Raw genomic sequence first — 19,107 nt, 5'->3', positions numbered from 1 at the left:
GCATGAAGCTTTATTTGATTCCACTTAAAGCATGCCTTATATCACATAACATCGAAAAAACAGTTAAATAATTTAACATGCTAGTCACAAGTGAAGTATTGTATTGTATTGTTTGAAAAATAATCACTAGTAACACTAACAGGGAAAATAATCATGCAGTCATTCGTTGATTTTTTGAATGGAATCATTTGGAGTCCAGTACTCATCTATCTGTGTTTAGGGGCGGGGTTGTTCTACTCCATCATGACGCGATTTGTACAAATCCGTCACTTCTTTGAAATGTGGCACTTGCTACTGTCAGGAAAAAGCTCAACCAAAGGTATCTCATCCTTCCAAGCTCTTGCGGTTTCACTATCTGGTCGTGTTGGTACCGGTAATATTGCAGGCGTTGCGGCGGCTATCGGTTTCGGTGGCCCGGGAGCGGTATTCTGGATGTGGGTGGTTGCTTTCTTTGGTGCTGCAACGGCTTACGCAGAATCTACACTCGCGCAAATCTATAAAGAAGAAGATGAAGGCCAGTTCCGTGGTGGCCCGGCTTACTACATTGAAAAAGCCATGGGTCAGAAGTGGTACGCCTGGATCTTTGCCATCGCGACTATTTTTGCTTGTGGTATTTTACTGCCAGGTGTTCAGTCGAACAGTATCGGTAATGCTGTCGAGGCGGCATTTGGTTCCGGCAACATGATAGAAACGGCGGTCGGTACATTCAGTTTTGCTAAAGTTTTGACGGGCACGGTTATCGCTATTACGCTTGCTTTCATCATCTTTGGTGGTGTTAAGCGCATTGCGAACTTCACGCAAATCGTTGTTCCATTCATGGCATTAGCTTATATCATCATCGCATTCGTTATCATCTTGCTTAACATCAGCCAGGTGCCAGTGGTTTTCTCGATGATCATTAGCGATGCATTCACTCCAATGGCAGGCTTTGGTGCGGCAATTGGTTGGGGGGTTAAGCGTGGTGTTTACTCAAACGAAGCAGGCCAAGGCACTGGGCCTCACGCAGCAGCAGCAGCCAATGTTGAGCACCCCGCTCAGCAGGGTTTGGTTCAAGCATTCTCTATCTACATCGATACATTGTTAGTCTGTTCCGCGACCGCGTTCATGATCATTATCACGGGTGCCTACAATGTGCATGGTGGGGCTGAGGGGGTGTTCCTTGTTCAAAACCTAGCGACCAATATCGGTGCGAATAGCCCCGTATTTACCCAACTTGCGATTGAAAGCGCGCTACCAGGTATCGGCAAACCATTCATCGCATTTGCTCTGTTCTTCTTCGCATTTACCACTATTTTGGCGTACTACTACATCGCAGAAACCAACATTGCTTACTTGCGCCGTACCATCAAAATCCCAGGAATGATGTTCGTACTTAAGCTGGTTCTGATTGCTTCGGTTTTCTATGGCACAGTCAAAGCAGCAAACCTTGCATGGGCTATGGGTGACGTGGGCGTAGGCTTGATGGCATGGTTAAACATTGTCGGTATTTTGATTATCTTCTTCATGTCTAAGCCTGCGCTTAAAGCGCTAGCAGACTATGAAGAGCAACAAAAACAAGGAGTGACTGAGTACACTTTCAACCCTGTAAAGCTTGGCATTAAAGGGGCGACTTACTGGGAAGAGAAGTACAAACGCAAAACAGGTAAAACGCCGGAAGTAGAAGCGGCAGATAGCAAGCCTGTGGAGCAGCCTTTAGTGTAAAACTTCACATAGGAATATTACTTAAAACAGTCATCTTGCTTGTTGTTTGAAGCAAGATGCAAAAAGGGTTAGCCACGGCTAACCCTTTTTTATATTTTGCAGAAGAGCTCAATTATGCAGTGATTTCTTGAGCTGCTGCTTGAGGTGCTTTCTTCTCACCAATCGGCAGCACTGTGCGGCCGTATTCGTTGTTGATAACTTGAGCCATAGCAAAGTAGATAGCAGAAGCACCACAGAAAATACCTTCAAAACCAGCGATTGTGCCGATAAGTTGGCTGCCAGTGAAGTCACGAGCTGCAAGCAGGAAGAACAAGATAGTCAGTGAACCGAAGACGACTTGCTTCGCTACTGGGTAGCATAAAGAACCGATAAACATGAAGCCAGTGAAGATGCCCCACAGCAGTAAGTACCAACCCGTGAAGCTAGTTGGGCTTGCAGGTAGCCCCATATTAGGCATTACCATTAAGCCAACCAGAGACAACCAAAATAGGCCGTATGAAGTAAATGCAGTCGTACCGAACGTGTCACCGCGTTTGAAGCACATCATACCAACGATAACTTGGCCAAGACCGCCGTAAAAAATACCCATAGCAAGGATCATTGAATCGATAGGAAAGAAACCTGCGTTGTGAATATTAAGAAGAATGGTGGTCATACCGAAACCCATTAGGCCTAGTGGCGCTGGGTTAGCTAGTTTGGTCGACATTGCGAATTTACCTTATAAAATGGTTAATTAAAAAAAAATGATAAAGTTTATAATAAAATTTTAATCTATAAACTAGTGTAAGGGAAAATCAAGTTATCGAAAACTAAGATTGTCAAAATGATCTGATGGAGTCGACGCGGCCATTATGCCCAATAATATTCATTGAAAGTATGGGAGGTGTGCACCAAAAACGGAGCGTCATTCTAGAATTGAAGGCAAGATATCAGAAATTGTCCCCCCTTGTTTGCAATCTTACATTACGTAAGCTGAGTGACTAAGCTGCCCTAACGAGCTTTCAATAACCCTTTAATATGACAAAAGAGATGAAAGTGAACAGCAAAAATATAATGAGGAAAATAACCTACAGAAACATCCCCCCTCTGCTGAAAAAATTAAATACCGTTCGGGTTTCAGGCAATGAAGGCTCTACTTTTCTAAGTGCTGCAACACTTTCTATTATTTATAGATATGTAAAAGTTCACTCCTCCGCACATATTGGTGAGGCAGATCACACTTTTAATTGTTTAAATTCACCTAAAGCCTAAAAAGAACTAAATTCACCTGGCCCTGTCGCACATTATTGACGTGTTTAGTACTTTTTAGATAGGGCGAACTCTCGACAATAAAACAAACAAAAACACAGCCTTAGTAAAGCACTGGCAATAAAGTACACTATAAATACCTAAAAGCCGCTTTTTCAGTGACTCAGGTCACATGCATCTTAATCTGTAAACCTCTAAACTATTTGTCATACATTAATGCCAAAAATGATTCATAAGGGTTCTCCCATGAAAGCTTTAAACAAAGTTACTCTTGCTTTACTTACTACTGTTGCTGCTACTTCAGTAAGTGCAGCATCACTTAACATTCGTCATGAGTATAAGAGCCATACAGAGCAACACTCTACACGTCTTAAAATGGGTGATAGCATCGGTAACTTCTACTTTAGTGGTGAGCTAAAGTTTAAAGGCGCTGACGGTGATTTTATGAAGGATCTTCAAAACAATGGTTGGGAATTTGACTTCGGTTACAAATACAAACTAACAAATAGCAACTGGACGCTACAACCGGGAATGCCAATTGAAAGCCGCACAGGAGGCATGACGTATAAGCCGCAACTTCGTGCAACCTACGACATGCAAAGCGTTGATGGCCTAAGCCTAAGTGCTCGTTACCGTCACGATATCAAAACATACTCTACAGGCGAAGACACTGAAAACCGTCACCGTCTTACTGGTAACGTGAACTACTCTGTAGCAGATTGGAAGTTCGGCTTTGAAGCAAACTACTACAACGCTATCGGTTACGATATCTACAACAACACTGAAGAAAACTACGAGCTTAACCTGACCGCTGGTCGCAAGATTGGCAACTGGTACCCATTTGTTGAATTTGGTGACGTAAGCACAAGTGCTGAAAGTGCGACCCGTGAACTACGTAGCCGTGTAGGCCTAAGTTACAACTTCTAACTTACAGCTTCTAAGTTCTTATTGAACTCAAAAAATTTAGACAGTTAGATACGAAGAAAGCCAGCATGATGCTGGCTTTTTTAGTTTCGGCAGGAAGGTGTGGACCATAAACAGGTTCGTCATCACTCTAGAATTGAGGGCAACCTATCAGAAATCTCGCCCCCTTGTTTGCGCTCGTAAATTACGCTTGCTGAACTTTAGCTGCAGAGCCTTGTGATTGCCCGTCAGCTTGTGATCGTTGAGCTTGCTGATGAGCATCACGCTTAGCTAACACCGTGACAATGATAAGCTGCGCAACAAGCGCGCCTAACACAACCCATGCACTCCCAGTAAAGCCCGCCACCACAAAACTGACGAGCGCGATTGAACCGTTCATCAATGCGTAAGGAAGCTGAGTTTTAAAGTGCTCAAATTGATCACACCCTGCCCCTGTGGAAGAAAGAATCGTGGTTTCTGATATCGGAGAGCTGTGATCACCAAATAAGCCACCTGACAGAACCGCACCGATAGCAACCAACAATGGCGCATCAATCGCAATCGCGGTAGGAATAACCAATGGCATCATTATCGCGAAGGTTCCCCATGACGATCCGGTGGCGAATGAAATAAGGGCAGATAACACAAATGCGACCGCAGGCACTAACCAATAAGGAAAGCCACTCTGCGCTTGCTCTGCAATATACGCTGCCGCCCCTAACTCTTTACCGACCGTGCTCAACGCCCAAGCCAGCACCAAGATAATAGCCACCGGCATCATGTTCCCCATGCCTTTTAAGTAGACTGACACACCGTCAGACAACTTTCTTACACCGTAGTAAGCCATCAGGGAGATTAATGTTATCGCTGCAAAGAAGTAAGCAGAGGACAATGCCGCTCTGAATGACGATCCTGCGAGTTTTTGGAATGGAAAGCCTTGTGGAATAAGCATAGTGCACAGTACCGCGATCATTACCAGCAAAGGTGCCCAAACAAAAGAAGCCTTTGCATTTTTATGCGAGAATGGATTCAACGATTCACTGTTAGCACCAGAAGTGATGCCAGCTTGACAATCACGCTCTGCTTTCGCCATTGGCCCAAAATCCAGACCTTTAATTGACACTAAAGGGACAATGAAAATCGCTAGGAATGCATAGAACTGAAACGGGATCGCACCGATAAAAGCATCCCAATCAGACATGCTAACACTCAAGGCGGTAAACTCTTTTTGGATTAGCCCCATGATATACACTCCCCAACCGATGAAAGGGATAAGAATCGCGATTGGTGATGAGGTTGAGTCAATGATCAGCGCCAGTTTCTGTCTTGAAAGTTTCAGTTTATCAAAAAGGGGACGGAAAACAGGACCTACGATTAAAGGAGTGCCTAAGTCTGAGAAAAATATAACGATCCCCCCTAACCAAGCTGATACTTGAGCTTGGCATTTATTGCTTACCCACTGAGTCACTCGCTTTGCAAATGCGACGCCGCCACCCGATTTTTCCATCAAAGCAACAAAGCCACCAATGAACACGAGCAACATGATCACACCGGCGTTATAACTATCGGTAAGCTGAGGGACTAGATAGTCTTTAACCATCGCACCAAAGGTATCAAGCGGGTTGAGTTCACTAAACATACCAGTGATCATCACTACACCACTCAATACGCCAGCAAAAAGCCCAATCACTACATTCCTTGTCGCCAACGACAACACCAAAGTAATCACAATGGGGATGAGTGACGTGATATCTGTCTGTTCCATAGGTACACCTTAACCCAAAATAAAAGAATAAATATAATTAAAAAGTGAATATAAATTCGCTTGAGGCAATTGTACAGTAATTTATTCTTCAGGCAGGTAAATAAACTATAGCTAAATGAGATTGAGGGAAGATTCACTATCCGTGAGAAATTGACAGTCATAAATATATAAGAAACGTATACATTGACCAAAACGATAGCAATATAAAATACCGTACACAGCGATTGATAGTATTGGAAACTACCATTATGACAATCTTACTGCGCTTTATACTGGCATTTTGTTCTAGTTTGAAATAACCATCAGGTGATTGATTAAAAATACAAAACATAAAGCTGTATTTGTATTTCTATCTTTTTCGAACAGCGGATATGTGAAAAAATGCGCCTACTAAAGATACTGGTTATGGTATCTCAATGCTTGTGCCACTCATTTGATACGATATAACAAACGTATAACCTAGGCACTCCCACCACACTTACAGATAAGGATAATCTCTATGATCGGGAGATTAACTCAGTTATTCCCTGCTTGGGCTGTTATATTCGCCTTAACGGCTTACTTTCTACCTCACCTATTTGTCGATTTAAAATCTCAAATAGTCCCGCTGCTGACGATTATCATGTTAGCAATGGGGATCAGTTTATCGACCACCGATTTTCTTAACGTGCTCAAGCATAGAAAAGCCGTTGCGATCGGGGTCTTTCTTCAGTTTTCAATAATGCCCCTTACAGCCTTGACCATTAGCTTATTACTAGGGTTTAGCACTGAACTGACTGTCGGTATGGTACTGGTTGGCAGCGTTGCAGGCGGAACATCATCGAATGTCATGGTGTTCCTTGCGAAAGGCAATGTGGCTCTTTCTATTTCAATGACCGCAATATCGACATTATTAGGCGTCGTATTAACGCCATTGCTTGTCGAAGGGCTAGTGGGCCAAAGTGTTGATGTCCCTGTATCCGGTATGTTGATGAGCCTAGTGAAAATCGTACTTATTCCCGTCGCTCTTGGTGTGCTCATCAATACATTCATCCCTAAAGCGGTGACTAAAATAAATGCCATCCTCCCCTTAGTCTCAATGGTTGCGATTGTCGTTATCATCGCGATTGTTGTTGCATTAAATGCTGAAAATATCAGTACTGTTGGTCCTTTGGTGGCTTTGGCGGTGATTTTGCACAACAGCTTAGGGTTAGCTGCGGGCTACTACTGCTGCCGCCTACTTGGATGCAATGAATCCACTTGTCGAACGATTGCCCTCGAAGTGGGATTACAGAATTCAGGTTTAGCAACAGCACTTGCAATGAAGTTCTTCTCTCCGGCATCAGCGATTGCCGGGACAATATTCTCAGTTTGGCACAATATCTCAGGCTCACTCTTGGCAGGGTATTGGGCAAGTAATAAAGGTCGCAGCGCTGATAAAGAACTCAAAAAGCCAATGACTGAAGCGGCTTAAGGGCTTAGATAGATAAGGTTTAGATACGCCGTCATTCTATGACTCGTCCTAAAATGCGTTATGTCTATTTCTAAGAAAATCAAAAAAGCCTCAAACTGAGTTCGAGGCTTTTTTATTTTAAAGTATAAAGGCCGAAGCCTTTACATCAGTAGGAACTTATTCCCACTCGATAGTTGCTGGTGGCTTACCAGAAATATCGTAAACAACACGTGAAATGCCGCTCACTTCGTTGATAATACGGTTAGAAACCTTACCTAGGAAGTCGTATGGAAGGTGTGCCCAGTGAGCAGTCATGAAGTCGATAGTTTCTACAGCTCGTAGAGATACAACCCAATCGTACTTACGGCCATCGCCCATTACGCCAACGGAACGTACTGGTAGGAATACCGTGAATGCTTGAGATACTTTGTGGTAAAGGTCTGCAGCGTGAAGCTCTTCAATGAAGATAGCATCTGCGCGACGCAGTAGATCACAGTACTCTTTCTTGATTTCGCCAAGAACACGTACACCTAGACCTGGACCTGGGAATGGGTGGCGGTAAAGCATGTTGTATGGAAGACCAAGCTCTAGACCGATCTTACGTACTTCATCTTTAAACAGCTCACGTAGAGGTTCAACAAGGCCCATTTCCATATCATCAGGAAGGCCACCAACGTTGTGGTGAGATTTGATTACGTGTGCTTTACCTGTCTTAGATGCTGCAGACTCGATTACGTCTGGGTAGATTGTACCCTGAGCAAGCCATTTAGCATTCTTCAGCTTCTTAGACTCTTCATCGAAGATATCTACGAATACGTGACCGATGATCTTACGCTTAGCTTCTGGTTCAGCTTCGCCTTCCAGAGCTTTAAGGAAACGATCTTCTGCATCTACTTTGATGATGTTTAGGCCGAACTGGTCGCCAAACATATCCATAACTTGCTCAGCTTCGTTTAGACGAAGAAGGCCATTATCAACAAATACACATGTTAGTTTGTCGCCGATAGCGCGGTGAGCAAGCATCGCAACTACAGATGAATCAACACCGCCAGAAAGACCAAGGATAACTTCGTCGTCACCTACTTGTTCTTTAATACGTGCAACTGCATCTTCAATGATTGAAGCTGAAGTCCACAGACCTTCACAACCACATACGTTAAGAACGAAGTTCTCAAGCATTTTCAGGCCGTTTTTAGTGTGTGTTACTTCTGGGTGGAATTGTACGCCGTAGTACTTCTTCTCTTCGTTTACCATTGCAGCGTATGGGCAAGTGTCTGTTTCAGCGATCTTTGTGAAATCAGCTGGGATCTCAACCACTTTGTCGCCGTGGCTCATCCAAACATCTTGAGTAGACTCTAGGTCAGCGAAAAGTGCAGATTCACCAGTCACTTGTACAGCAGCGTAGCCGAACTCGCGCTCAGTAGACGTTGCTACTTTACCGCCAAGTTGCTCAGCCATAGTTTGCATGCCGTAGCAGATACCGAATACAGGAACACCTGAATCAAATACATACTGAGGTGCACGTGGAGAGTTCTCTTCCGTTACACTTTCAGGGCCACCAGATAGGATGATACCGTCTGGATTGAATTCACGAATATCCGCTTCTTCTACGTCCCAGCTCCAAAGTTCACAGTAAACACCGATCTCACGAATACGACGAGCAACTAGCTGTGTGTATTGAGAACCGAAGTCTAAAATTAGAATACGTTGGTCATGAATATTTTTAGTCATTGTAAGCAGTCTTATTGGCTATGTGATAAAACGGAGACGAGTTTACTCACCTCTGATTAACTCTTCAAGATATAAAGCAAACGTTTTCGTGGATTGTTCGTAAAACAATGCGTTTAAATATCATTGATCTAAAAAACAACCTATAAATACAATAATGTGCCGATAAAATCAGCACATTATTCAAACGTTTTATTGGGGGGAAATACTTAACCTAAACGGTAGTTTGGTGCTTCCTTGGTGATCTGTACATCATGAACATGAGATTCATTTAGACCCGCACCAGAAATACGAACAAACTCCGCTTTAGTACGCATATCTTCAACCGTTGCAGAACCGGTTAGGCCCATACTTGAACGCAAGCCGCCCATCTGCTGGTGAACGATCTCTTTAAGGCGACCTTTGTAGGCGATACGACCTTCAATCCCTTCCGGAACAAGCTTGTCTGCGGCATTATCCGTTTGGAAATAACGGTCAGAAGAGCCTTGAGACATCGCACCAAGAGAGCCCATACCACGGTAAGATTTGTAAGAACGACCTTGATAAAGAATCACTTCACCCGGCGCTTCTTCAGTACCCGCAAACATAGAGCCAACCATCACACATGATGCGCCAGCTACGATAGCTTTACAGATATCGCCAGAGAAGCGGATACCACCATCAGCGATAACAGGAATACCGTATTCGTCTGCTACTTCAGCTGCATCTGCGATGGCTGTTACTTGAGGAACACCGACACCCGTTACGATACGAGTCGTACAGATTGAACCCGGGCCGATACCTACTTTGACAGCACTAACACCGGCTTCGATAAGCGCACGAGCACCAGCACCCGTTGCTACGTTACCGCCTATGATTTGTAGATCTGGGTATGCAGCGCGAGTTTCGCGGATACGGTTAAGTACGCCTTCAGAGTGACCATGTGAAGAGTCGATAAGTAGCACGTCAACGCCAGCTTCAACAAGCGCAGCAACGCGCTCTTCGTTACCAGCACCAGCACCAACAGCGGCACCAACACGTAGACTGCCGCGCTCATCTTTACACGCGTTTGGTTTACGCTCTGCTTTGTGGAAATCTTTAGCAGTAATCATGCCCGTTAGTTGAAAGTCGTCATTAACAACAAGCACTTTTTCGACACGCGCTTCGTGCATTTTCTCTTGAACTTCTTCACGAGTTGCACCTTCTTTAACAGAAGCAAGGCGAGCTTTAGGCGTCATTACTTCATCAACTTTCTTAGAAAGGTCAGTAACAAAGCGAACGTCACGGCCGGTAATGATACCAACCAATTCGTTTGTTTCAGTAACAACCGGGAAACCGGCAAAGCCGTGTTTTTGGGTAAGGGCGACAACATCAGCAATAGTCGCGTCAGGGCTCACGGTTACTGGGTTAGAAACCACACCAGCTTCATAAATCTTAACCTGGCGAACCATTTCAGCTTGTTGCTCAATTGACATATTCTTATGAATAAAGCCAATACCACCTTCTTGCGCAAGGGCAATTGCTAGGCGCGCTTCCGTAACTGTGTCCATCGATGCAGAGATCATTGGGATGTTTAAAGAAATGTTTTTCGTTAACTGAGTGCGAAGATCAGCGGTGTTCGGAAGAACGGTTGAGTGTGCTGGGACGAGTAAAACGTCATCAAAAGTTAAAGCTTCTTTTGCGATTCGTAGCATTTGCAATATCTCACAACAAAGGTGTTAAAAGGAATAAATCCAACTTTATCGTTTCGCATAATAAAGTAATTTGGATTTGATATTGCAGAGAGATTATACGCGCAGCGCAATCGGTTGGCCACACATTTTTAAATATTTAATTTGCATTTACCCCCTTGATATGTATTATGTTGTCGCTATCCTCCATACTCACGTCCGGTGAGAATCAAAAAGAAAGACCTTCCAGCAAGGAAAGATAGCGCCTCTATGACCAATCCCAACATCTTTACTGTTTCTCGCCTTAACTCAGAGGTTCGTCTCCTATTAGAAAGTGAAATGGGGATTGTCTGGCTGGTTGGTGAAATCTCAAACTTTTCTGCACCTGTCTCTGGTCACTGGTATCTGACACTGAAAGACTCTCGCGCTCAAGTTAAATGTGCGATGTTTCGTGGCAACAACCGTCGTGTCACTTTTAAGCCCCAAAACGGTAATCAAGTGCTGGTTAAGGCGCGCTTGTCTCTCTATGAGCCGCGTGGCGACTATCAACTGATCATCGAAAGCATGCAGCAGGAGGGCGATGGTAAGCTTCAGCAAGAGTTTGAAAAACTGAAGATGAACCTTGCCGCAGAAGGACTGTTTGCTCAATCAAGTAAACAATCTCTTCCTGAGCACCCGCAACGCGTCGGTGTCATCACCTCAAAAACAGGCGCGGCACTGTTTGATATCCTTGATGTACTGAAAAGGCGCGATCCTTCATTGCCGGTTGTGGTTTACCCGACTATGGTTCAAGGCGAAGAAGCCGCGATTCAGATCGCTCAAGCGATTGGACGAGCTAATGAACGCAACGACTGTGATGTGTTGATTGTGGGCCGTGGCGGCGGTTCATTAGAGGACTTATGGTGCTTCAATCATGAGATCGTTGCTCGCACCATTGCAGCTAGCCAGATCCCGATTATCAGCGCCGTTGGCCATGAAGTGGACGTCACTATCGCCGATTTCGTCGCCGATATGCGCGCCCCTACGCCATCAGCGGCAGCCGAACTCGTCAGTCGTGATAACAGCCATAAAGAACAAACATTTATCTCTAAACGCGCTCGCTTAGTCAGTGCGATTCGTCATCGGTTAATCAAACAGGCACAATCCATTCAGACGTTGAAATACCGCTTAGAGAAACAGCACCCTAGCTATCAACTGCAAAAACAGAGTCAGCAACTGGATGATCTCGATATGCGCTTGCGTCGTGCTATGACTCAATTCCTAAAGCAGCATGCACAGCGTGTTGAGCGTAAGCAGCACCAACTTCAATTGAACTCGCCAGTGAAACGCCTTGGTGAACAAAAGCTGCATTTGCAGCGCTCTGAACAGAAGCTATTGGATGCGATGGATAAAACATTGCTAACCACTCGCCACCAGCTCGCCATGGCCGCCGAGAAGCTAGAAACCGTCAGTCCATTGGCAACCCTCAAGCGTGGCTACAGCATTACTCATTCAGCATCGAGCAACACGGTATCATCCATCAGCGATGTCGAAGTCGGTGAAGTGATCACCACTCAGGTTGAGGACGGTGTGATTGAATCGCAAGTCACGGCCAGAGTCGCTGAAAACTCGCTCTAGATTCGACCAACACTCTTAAAAACTCGAAAGCCCCATCGAATTATCGACAGGGCTTTTTGTATCAAACGGCTTTGAAAGAAGCTAATAGGATCCCATGCTATTCGGTAGCAGCAGGCTCCTTCATCGTCAGCATTCCTTCGGTCACAATAAAGTTGATGATAAAATCTAAGCCTTGGCTCTCTTTGAGGTTAGTAAACACATATGGCTTAGTTGGTCGCATGCGTTGCGTGTCTTGCTCCATAACCTCAAGCGATGCCCCCACATACGGCGCTAAGTCGATCTTGTTGATAACCAATAGATCCGAACGCGTAATACCCGGGCCGCCTTTACGTGGGATCTTTTCCCCTTCCGCCACATCAATCACGTAGATAGTGAGGTCGGCAAGTTCTGGGCTAAACGTTGCACTGAGGTTGTCACCACCACTCTCAACAAACACCACATCCAGATTCTTGTGTAGCTTTGCAAGCTCTTCTACTGCAGCTAGGTTCATCGATGCATCTTCACGAATTGCGGTATGCGGGCAGCCACCCGTTTCCACACCAATGATGCGGTCCGGCTCCAACGCTTCGGCTCGTGTTAGAATTTTTGCATCTTCTTGGGTGTAGATATCGTTGGTTACCACGGCAATGTTTAGCTTGTCGCGAATGGCTTTACACAGCACCTCTAACAACGCTGTTTTACCTGATCCAACAGGGCCGCCAATGCCAATTCGAAGGGGTTGCTTATAAGTTTCCATTATTTTTTCCTTGTATTCTTTTTGCTACATCGTTCGGCTTAGCGCTACGAACGAAATAGTCGTGTATATTGTGTTTCGTGCAGTGAACTGGCTAAGGCCATTGATGGCGAAAAGCTACCGACCATCCAATCTTCTATCGAGCGCGATTTTTCAATCACCTCTGGAAAGGTATTGGTGATGTTGATCAGTGCCAGTTGACCATCGGTTTGGCCTAAAGGCACCAGCTTCACGCCTGCGGTAACGATATTTTCCAGCCAGCTCCATAAGTAGCCTTGTTTGAGGCTTTCTAAATCAATATTCCAATGCAGCGCAGCCATGCACAGACCTAATAATTGATTAGTATGACTATTAATTGAATCCACCAGCGATATATCGATATCTAAGCGCTTCAGCAAGGTGTTCAATGCCAGTCCTCGTTGCTTCTCTTCCGCTCTTAATTCACTGGTTTCACGGCTTGAGTACAGGTAGTTACACCAATGCTCAAGCTCATCGAGCTCACCTTTTTCTAGGGCGTGATAAAGACGCTCCAAAATCGGTAATTCCAAGGTGGCGACACTAGAACTAACGATGGTATTGAGCCACTGTTCCATGCTGTGGCGATCCGTCACCCAACCAGCTTCTACCGCCAACTCTAGGCCTTGCGAGTAGGTAAAGCCGCCAATTGGCAATGATGGGCTTATCAATTGAAACAGACGGTAGATGGCAACATTTTCTGTTGTGGTCATGATTATGCCCTCACTCTTCAGAATCTAAAAAGATCAGAACTTACGCGCCCAGTACTAATAGAGCACTTGCCGAAGCCACGCCAACCGACATCCATTTAGAGTAAACCGCACGTCCAACTACAGTTCCAATCACCATTAACGCCAAGGCGCTGATGCTCATACCTGCCGCAAACTGAGTAAGGCTGCTCGCAGCTTCCACACCGTGTGCGTAACCATGGAAAAACAACATACCGATTGAAGCCGCCACAACGCTATTTACGCGCTGAGTGGATGGTGAGAATACGTGCCATAAGCATAGGCTGACCACGAATAGAGAAGCGATGATTGCAGGTTCAACGATCATTGAAAAACCCAAAGCTTGGCCTGCGATAAGCCCGACAACCAAAGACGCCAGTCCGCCACCAATCAAAGTCGCTTTGACCTTTGATGAAACCGAAAGAGCCCCGATTAATAAGCCGAATGCGATCAACATGATCAAGTGATCCATGCCCGTTACTGGGTGAGTGACACCAGACATAAATGAATGAGAATCATGAGCCCCGTGCCCTGGGTGTGCCTGTGCCATCATTGATGTTGTTAAAGAAGCTATTGTTAAAGAGGCCGTTGTTAAAGACGCTGTTTTAAATTTCATCGTGAGTTCCTTGCGTTAATTTCTATCTCTTTTCTAAGAGGATTTTTCAGAGAAAGTGTTGTTATTCGAATATGTTGCGAGCATTTACTGGGCTTAATTTAGCCCTTTCCAATGGCACTCAGAGATTAATGATGGTGATGATGCCCACCCGAACGGCCACCATACGCGCCACCTTCCGGTTCAAAAGGTTGGGTTTCGGTGGTCACTTTAGCACCTAGGCCCTCCACCATTTCATCCAGCACATGGTCATGTTGATAACGAACCCAGCCCGCTTCCACTTGCAACGGAACATGACGGTTGCCAAGGTGATATGCCACTCGCGTTAACAAATGTGGGTCTTCGCAGTAAATCGTCGACACGGTTTCTGGTGCCGCTTTCACTTCTACGACAAGGCCACATTCGCTTGAAAGCTGTTCGCCGCCACGCAAGATATGACCTCTTGGTAGAAATAGACCAGCATTGCGACCGTCATCCAGCGTCACCTTAAGGCGGCTTTTGATACGGCTATCAATCGGCAGGCTCAAGTAACCGTCCGGTGCATTATGTATTTGAGTATTCAGTTGAGTCAGTTCAATCATGCTATTACCTCAATCTCCTCGGAGATTTATAACGTTCTAAATAAGTTTGTTAAATCAAAGCTCTTAACTGGAACCGCAAAATAAGAGCTCTGAGCCAAAGGTTAAAATAGGCGCCCTCAGCTAAGTGCTAAAATAAGAAGTAGCGCTGCGCCATTGGTAACTCTTTGGCTGGCTCACAGGTCAACAGCTCGCCATCGGCGCGTACTTGATACGTCTGTGAATCGACTTCAATTTTTGGCATCCAATCGTTCAATTTCATGTCGGCTTTGCTGATATTTCGACAGTTACTCACCACACCAATCAAACTCTGCAAACCCAATTGCTTATCGATGTTCTGTGCTTTGGCTTCTTTGGATACAAACAACATCGAGGTGTTCTGACACGCTTTGCCATAGCTACCAAACATCGAGCGGTAATGAACAGGCTGAGGTGTTGGGATCGACGCGTTTGGGTCACCCATTGGTGCCATAGCGATCATACCGCCCTTCAAAATCACGCTAGGTTTAACGCCAAAGAAAGCGGGCTTCCACAGGACTAAATCCGCCAGCTTGCCCGTTTCAATAGAACCGATCTCATGAGACATACCATGAGTGATCGCTGGATTGATGGTGTACTTAGCGACATAGCGTCTTAAGCGGAAGTTATCGCTGTAGTCTGAGTCTTCTTTTAGGCTGCCACGTTGCACCTTCATCTTATGCGCGGTTTGCCAAGTTCGCGTCACCACCTCACCGACACGGCCCATGGCTTGTGAATCGGAGGCAATCATCGAGAACGCACCTAAGTCATGAAGAATATCTTCAGCGGCAATGGTTTCACGACGAATACGAGATTCCGCAAACGCGACATCTTCAGCAATAGACGGGGAAAGGTGGTGACACACCATTAACATATCCAAATGCTCATCGACGGTATTGATGGTGTAAGGTCGGGTTGGGTTGGTCGAAGAAGGTAAAACGTTTGGCTCGCCTGCAGCGCGAATAATATCCGGAGCATGACCGCCACCCGCCCCTTCGGTGTGGTAGGTATGAATGACACGATCACCGATTGCGCCAAATGTTGACTCTACAAAACCAGACTCATTCAAGGTGTCGGTATGAATCGCAACCTGTACGTCCATCTCATCGGCAACAGTCAAACAGGTATCGATTGAAGCGGGAGTAGTTCCCCAATCTTCGTGCAGCTTCAAACCCACTGCGCCAGCAGCGACTTGTTCACGCAGTGCTTCAGGTTGACTTGCATTCCCCTTGCCTAACAGGCCAAAGTTCATCGGAAATTGGTCAAGCGACTCTAGCATGCGGTGCATGTTCCAAGGCCCTGGCGTACACGTGGTCGCGTTGGTGCCGGTGTTTGGCCCTGTGCCACCGCCAATCATGGTGGTTACCCCTGATGCTAGCGCCTCTTCAATCTGTTGCGGGCAGATAAAATGGATATGTGAATCGATGCCACCTGCGGTCAAGATAGAGCCTTCACCCGCTAATATTTCGGTGCCCGGGCCAATCACAATATCGACGCCCGGTTGAACGTCCGGGTTACCTGCTTTACCCAATGCCTGAACTCGACCATTTTTGATCGCGACATCGGCTTTGACGATGCCCCAGTAATCCAACACGATGGCGTTGGTGATCACCAAATCTGGTGTTTCGGCACTAGGACGTTGACTTTGCCCTTGCCCATCACGGATCACTTTACCTCCGCCGAACTTCACTTCGTCACCGTACACGGTGTAATCTTTTTCCACTTCTAGCCATAAATCGGTGTCGGCAAGACGCACTCGGTCTCCGACTGTTGGCCCAAACATTTCGGCGTAAGCCTGTCTGGATATCGTCGCCATGTTCAATCCTTTGTCTGTTTTTGTTATTTGTCTTATCTAGAATTCATGCTGTGAGTGAGGCGTTGTGCATTATGAGGCTGTACCTATAAGGCAATGACGTGCAAAAAAGTTACGTGCAAGAAAAAGCCTTCAAATGCAACAGTCCTCCTTGATGATCCTAAAGCTTGCCCATCACTTTCCCTTGAAAGCCATAGATCTCTAGCTTGCCCGCATAACGCACTAACTCAACGCTGCGCGATTGTCCCGGCTCGAATCGAGTTGCGGTACCTGCCGGAATATTGAGTCGGAAGCCTTTGGTGGCTTCTCGATCAAAGATCAACGAAGGGTTTGCTTCATAGAAGTGATAATGGGAGCCGATCTGGATAGGACGATCGCCAATGTTTTGGACCTTAACGGATGTCGTATCACGGCCTTCATTTAGGGTGATGTGTCCCGCTGCGGTTTCTACTTTTCCGGGAACTAAGCCTGAATATTGTTTGGTGGAACCAGCCATATTTCTTCTCCCTACACGATAGGTTCATGAACGGTCACCAACTTGGTGCCATCAGGAAAAGTAGCTTCGACTTGTACATCTGGGATCATGGAAGGGATCCCCTCCATAACGTCATCGACGGTAAGCAGTGTTCGTCCAAAATCCATCAATTCCGAAACGGTTTTACCCTCACGGGCCCCCTCAAGAATGGCACTGCTGATCAGCGCAATAGATTCTGGGTAGTTGAGTTTTAAGCCTTTTTGTTTGCGCTGCTGTGCCAGCATTCCTGCGCAGAAGATAAGTAGCTTATCTTTTTCTCTTGGTGTTAATTCCATTTAGCCGCCCGCTGTTAGTGTTGTTTTCTTATTGCTCAGAAACGCATGAGCAGTAAGTGGGATTCAATCACAGCAAGCTTGAAAAAATGTACCGAGAGCCGGAAGTCGCCCTCGGTACAAATAGGGCTAATCGCTAAGTCGCCCAAATCCTTGGCAAATCAGGAGTCGTACCACATAAATGAGAGCGAGTTGCTTGCCATATCCGACCAAAAGCCTGGAGGATGTCTTCACTCCAATAACCCAAGGCTCGCACCACAATCAATCCTTCTATCTGCGTCGCACCCAATATTAATGTGGGTTCACTCGATGTTTTTGATGTAACTGATTGCTGTGAAGCTTGCTGTGTAATAGATAAGAGCAAGCTCTGTACCAACTCTAAATCTTGCTTCTCATTTGAGGTGATATAAAAGGTACCCATCATTGAAAAATCAAGTAACCCCATATTTATCATTAACTTATCGCCACCATAAAAATTAAAACCTTCAGTCAGAAGCCTTTGATTATCAAGATAGATTTCCGTTTTCCCAACAAGGTGACCACGCTCAAATCCCTCATTCTGTGCAGGCCGTCCAAAACAGTGCACCTCCCAACCCCAAAACTGTGCACCCTTTTCAAGGCGAATTTCAGTGTCTAAACGAACGTGTGCATTGGGGAAAAAAATGTTCTCTTGTGGCATCCATTCCAAGCGCGCACCTTTCTTCACTCGAAGGGTTTGCTTTTGCTTAGCGTACTTGTTGTTAGAACGATAGAATTTGGTCGCACCGGGTGTGGTGATCAGCGTATGAGCACCGCTTTCTACGGTCGCTTCAATATTGAGTGTGTCTCCCCCTACTACGCCACCGGGGGGATGGAGTAAGTAGGTGTGACACGTTTCCCCATCAGGATATAGGGGGCGTTGCACCGCAAGCGGACCAGACTGCTGACGATTCTTTAATACGGTTTTGTCACCACGGTCGGCGAAGGTAAGATTTAAGTTTGCTTGCCAACCGTCTCGAATATCTTGCTCGATGGTCTCACTCAGAGATACGGCTTCCTCTAGTGAGGTATTCAATAGACAACTCATACCGTCAGATACTCCTTAATCAAAGATTCGTCAAGCCCTGCCATTTCACCTTCTGCGACCTGACGACCACGGTCAAGAATGCAAAAGCGATCCCCAACTTTTCTGGCAAATGGCAGCTTCTGCTCAACAAGCAGCACCGTGAGTCCCATCTTTTCATTAAGCATTCGAATGATGTCGCCAATCTCTTGCACGATATTGGGTTGAATACCTTCTGTCGGCTCATCCAAGATCAATAGCTTTGGATTGACCACCAACGCACGACCAATCGCAAGTTGCTGCTGTTGACCACCCGATAAATCACCACCACGGCGATGTAGCATCTCTTTTAATACCGGGAAAATCTCGAAGATAAACTCGGGGATATTACGATCTCCCTTCTCACGGATCGGCAAACCAACCTCTAAGTTTTCTTGCACGGTGAGCATCGGAAAGATCTGACGACCTTGGGGAACATAACCGATCCCTTGACGAGGGCGCTCTTCAGCATCAGTTTTCAAAAGCGACTCACCGGATAAAGCAATATCACCGCTTTCAATCTTAACTAGCCCCATGATGCACTGCAGCAGCGTGGTTTTACCTACGCCATTTCGTCCCATTAATACCGTACATTTACCTTCAGGGATATGCATATCCAAATCCCACAGAGTGTGGCTCTCACCGTAATATTGATTAACTGATTTAACCTCTAACATC

Annotated in this window: 18 protein-coding genes; 5 read left to right on the top strand and 13 right to left on the bottom strand. The window is 45.7% G+C overall.

Annotated features, from left to right (window positions below; genetic code table 11):
- The first annotated feature begins 153 nt into the window (after positions 1–153).
- Entirely contained in the window at positions 154–1,701 is a 1,548-nt protein-coding gene (locus tag Q1A70_RS02565; RefSeq protein WP_299686587.1) for an alanine/glycine:cation symporter family protein, read from the top strand.
- A gap of 112 nt (positions 1,702–1,813) precedes the next feature.
- On the opposite strand, the gene Q1A70_RS02560 is transcribed toward Q1A70_RS02565, so the two are convergent.
- On the bottom strand, positions 1,814–2,407 hold the full coding sequence (locus Q1A70_RS02560) for an acetate uptake transporter (protein WP_299686589.1): 594 nt from the start codon (positions 2,405–2,407) through the stop codon (positions 1,814–1,816).
- A 329-nt stretch (positions 2,408–2,736) separates the two neighbouring features.
- Here Q1A70_RS02560 and Q1A70_RS02555 point away from each other — a divergent pair, with 329 nt between their 5' ends.
- A complete protein-coding gene (locus tag Q1A70_RS02555; protein WP_299696494.1) occupies positions 2,737–2,952 on the top strand; it encodes a hypothetical protein in 216 nt (71 codons plus the stop codon).
- Positions 2,953–3,195: 243 nt separating this feature from the next.
- Positions 3,196–3,876, top strand: a complete 681-nt coding sequence (locus Q1A70_RS02550) for an oligogalacturonate-specific porin KdgM family protein (protein ID WP_299686591.1) — start codon at positions 3,196–3,198, stop codon at positions 3,874–3,876.
- Positions 3,877–4,057: 181 nt separating this feature from the next.
- Here Q1A70_RS02550 and Q1A70_RS02545 read toward each other — a convergent pair whose 3' ends face one another.
- Positions 4,058–5,617 (bottom strand): Na+/H+ antiporter NhaC family protein, encoded by a 1,560-nt coding sequence (locus Q1A70_RS02545; RefSeq protein WP_299686593.1) that lies wholly within the window; start codon positions 5,615–5,617, stop codon positions 4,058–4,060.
- A gap of 499 nt (positions 5,618–6,116) precedes the next feature.
- On the opposite strand from Q1A70_RS02545, the gene Q1A70_RS02540 reads away from it, so the two are divergent.
- The gene (locus Q1A70_RS02540; RefSeq protein ID WP_299686595.1) at positions 6,117–7,070 is read left to right on the top strand and encodes a bile acid:sodium symporter family protein; all 954 of its coding nucleotides are present in this window, start codon (positions 6,117–6,119) and stop codon (positions 7,068–7,070) included.
- 156 nt (positions 7,071–7,226) lie between these two features.
- Here the strand turns inward: Q1A70_RS02540 and guaA are convergent, their stop codons facing one another.
- Both guaA and guaB read right to left on the bottom strand, forming a co-directional pair.
- Positions 7,227–8,780, bottom strand: a complete 1,554-nt coding sequence (guaA, locus tag Q1A70_RS02535; RefSeq protein ID WP_299686597.1) for a glutamine-hydrolyzing GMP synthase — start codon at positions 8,778–8,780, stop codon at positions 7,227–7,229.
- A 206-nt stretch (positions 8,781–8,986) separates the two neighbouring features.
- The gene (gene guaB / locus Q1A70_RS02530; RefSeq protein ID WP_299686599.1) at positions 8,987–10,450 is read right to left on the bottom strand and encodes an IMP dehydrogenase; all 1,464 of its coding nucleotides are present in this window, start codon (positions 10,448–10,450) and stop codon (positions 8,987–8,989) included.
- A 246-nt stretch (positions 10,451–10,696) separates the two neighbouring features.
- Here guaB and xseA point away from each other — a divergent pair, with 246 nt between their 5' ends.
- A complete protein-coding gene (gene xseA, locus Q1A70_RS02525; RefSeq protein WP_299686601.1) occupies positions 10,697–12,043 on the top strand; it encodes an exodeoxyribonuclease VII large subunit in 1,347 nt (448 codons plus the stop codon).
- A 97-nt stretch (positions 12,044–12,140) separates the two neighbouring features.
- Here the strand turns inward: xseA and ureG are convergent, their stop codons facing one another.
- From ureG to urtE, 9 genes are all read right to left on the bottom strand, one after another.
- Positions 12,141–12,779: an urease accessory protein UreG gene (gene ureG, locus Q1A70_RS02520; protein ID WP_299686603.1), complete on the bottom strand. Its 639-nt coding sequence runs from the start codon at positions 12,777–12,779 to the stop codon at positions 12,141–12,143.
- A gap of 44 nt (positions 12,780–12,823) precedes the next feature.
- Positions 12,824–13,504 carry an urease accessory UreF family protein gene (locus tag Q1A70_RS02515; RefSeq protein ID WP_299686605.1) on the bottom strand — a complete coding sequence of 227 codons (681 nt, stop codon included), beginning with the start codon at positions 13,502–13,504 and terminating at the stop codon, positions 12,824–12,826.
- Positions 13,505–13,544: 40 nt separating this feature from the next.
- Positions 13,545–14,135 carry a HupE/UreJ family protein gene (locus tag Q1A70_RS02510; RefSeq protein WP_299686607.1) on the bottom strand — a complete coding sequence of 197 codons (591 nt, stop codon included), beginning with the start codon at positions 14,133–14,135 and terminating at the stop codon, positions 13,545–13,547.
- 125 nt (positions 14,136–14,260) lie between these two features.
- On the bottom strand, positions 14,261–14,713 hold the full coding sequence (ureE, locus tag Q1A70_RS02505; RefSeq protein ID WP_299686609.1) for an urease accessory protein UreE: 453 nt from the start codon (positions 14,711–14,713) through the stop codon (positions 14,261–14,263).
- A 127-nt stretch (positions 14,714–14,840) separates the two neighbouring features.
- Entirely contained in the window at positions 14,841–16,544 is a 1,704-nt protein-coding gene (gene ureC, locus Q1A70_RS02500) for an urease subunit alpha (protein WP_299686611.1), read from the bottom strand.
- 157 nt (positions 16,545–16,701) lie between these two features.
- Positions 16,702–17,037, bottom strand: a complete 336-nt coding sequence (locus Q1A70_RS02495; protein WP_299686613.1) for an urease subunit beta — start codon at positions 17,035–17,037, stop codon at positions 16,702–16,704.
- Between the two features lie 11 nt (positions 17,038–17,048).
- Positions 17,049–17,351, bottom strand: coding sequence for an urease subunit gamma (ureA, locus tag Q1A70_RS02490; protein ID WP_004735119.1), 303 nt, complete (start codon positions 17,349–17,351; stop codon positions 17,049–17,051).
- Positions 17,352–17,484: 133 nt separating this feature from the next.
- A complete protein-coding gene (locus Q1A70_RS02485; protein WP_299686616.1) occupies positions 17,485–18,414 on the bottom strand; it encodes an urease accessory protein UreD in 930 nt (309 codons plus the stop codon).
- Positions 18,411–19,106 carry an urea ABC transporter ATP-binding subunit UrtE gene (gene urtE / locus Q1A70_RS02480; RefSeq protein WP_299686618.1) on the bottom strand — a complete coding sequence of 232 codons (696 nt, stop codon included), beginning with the start codon at positions 19,104–19,106 and terminating at the stop codon, positions 18,411–18,413. The genes Q1A70_RS02485 and urtE overlap by 4 nt, the downstream gene beginning before the upstream one ends.
- Position 19,107 lies beyond the last annotated feature (1 nt).

It is taken from the genome of uncultured Vibrio sp. (assembly GCF_947488985.1).
GTDB lineage: Bacteria > Pseudomonadota > Gammaproteobacteria > Enterobacterales > Vibrionaceae > Vibrio.
The sequence above is the reverse complement of the archived record's forward strand: the minus strand, read 5'-3'. Positions and strand labels throughout refer to the sequence as shown.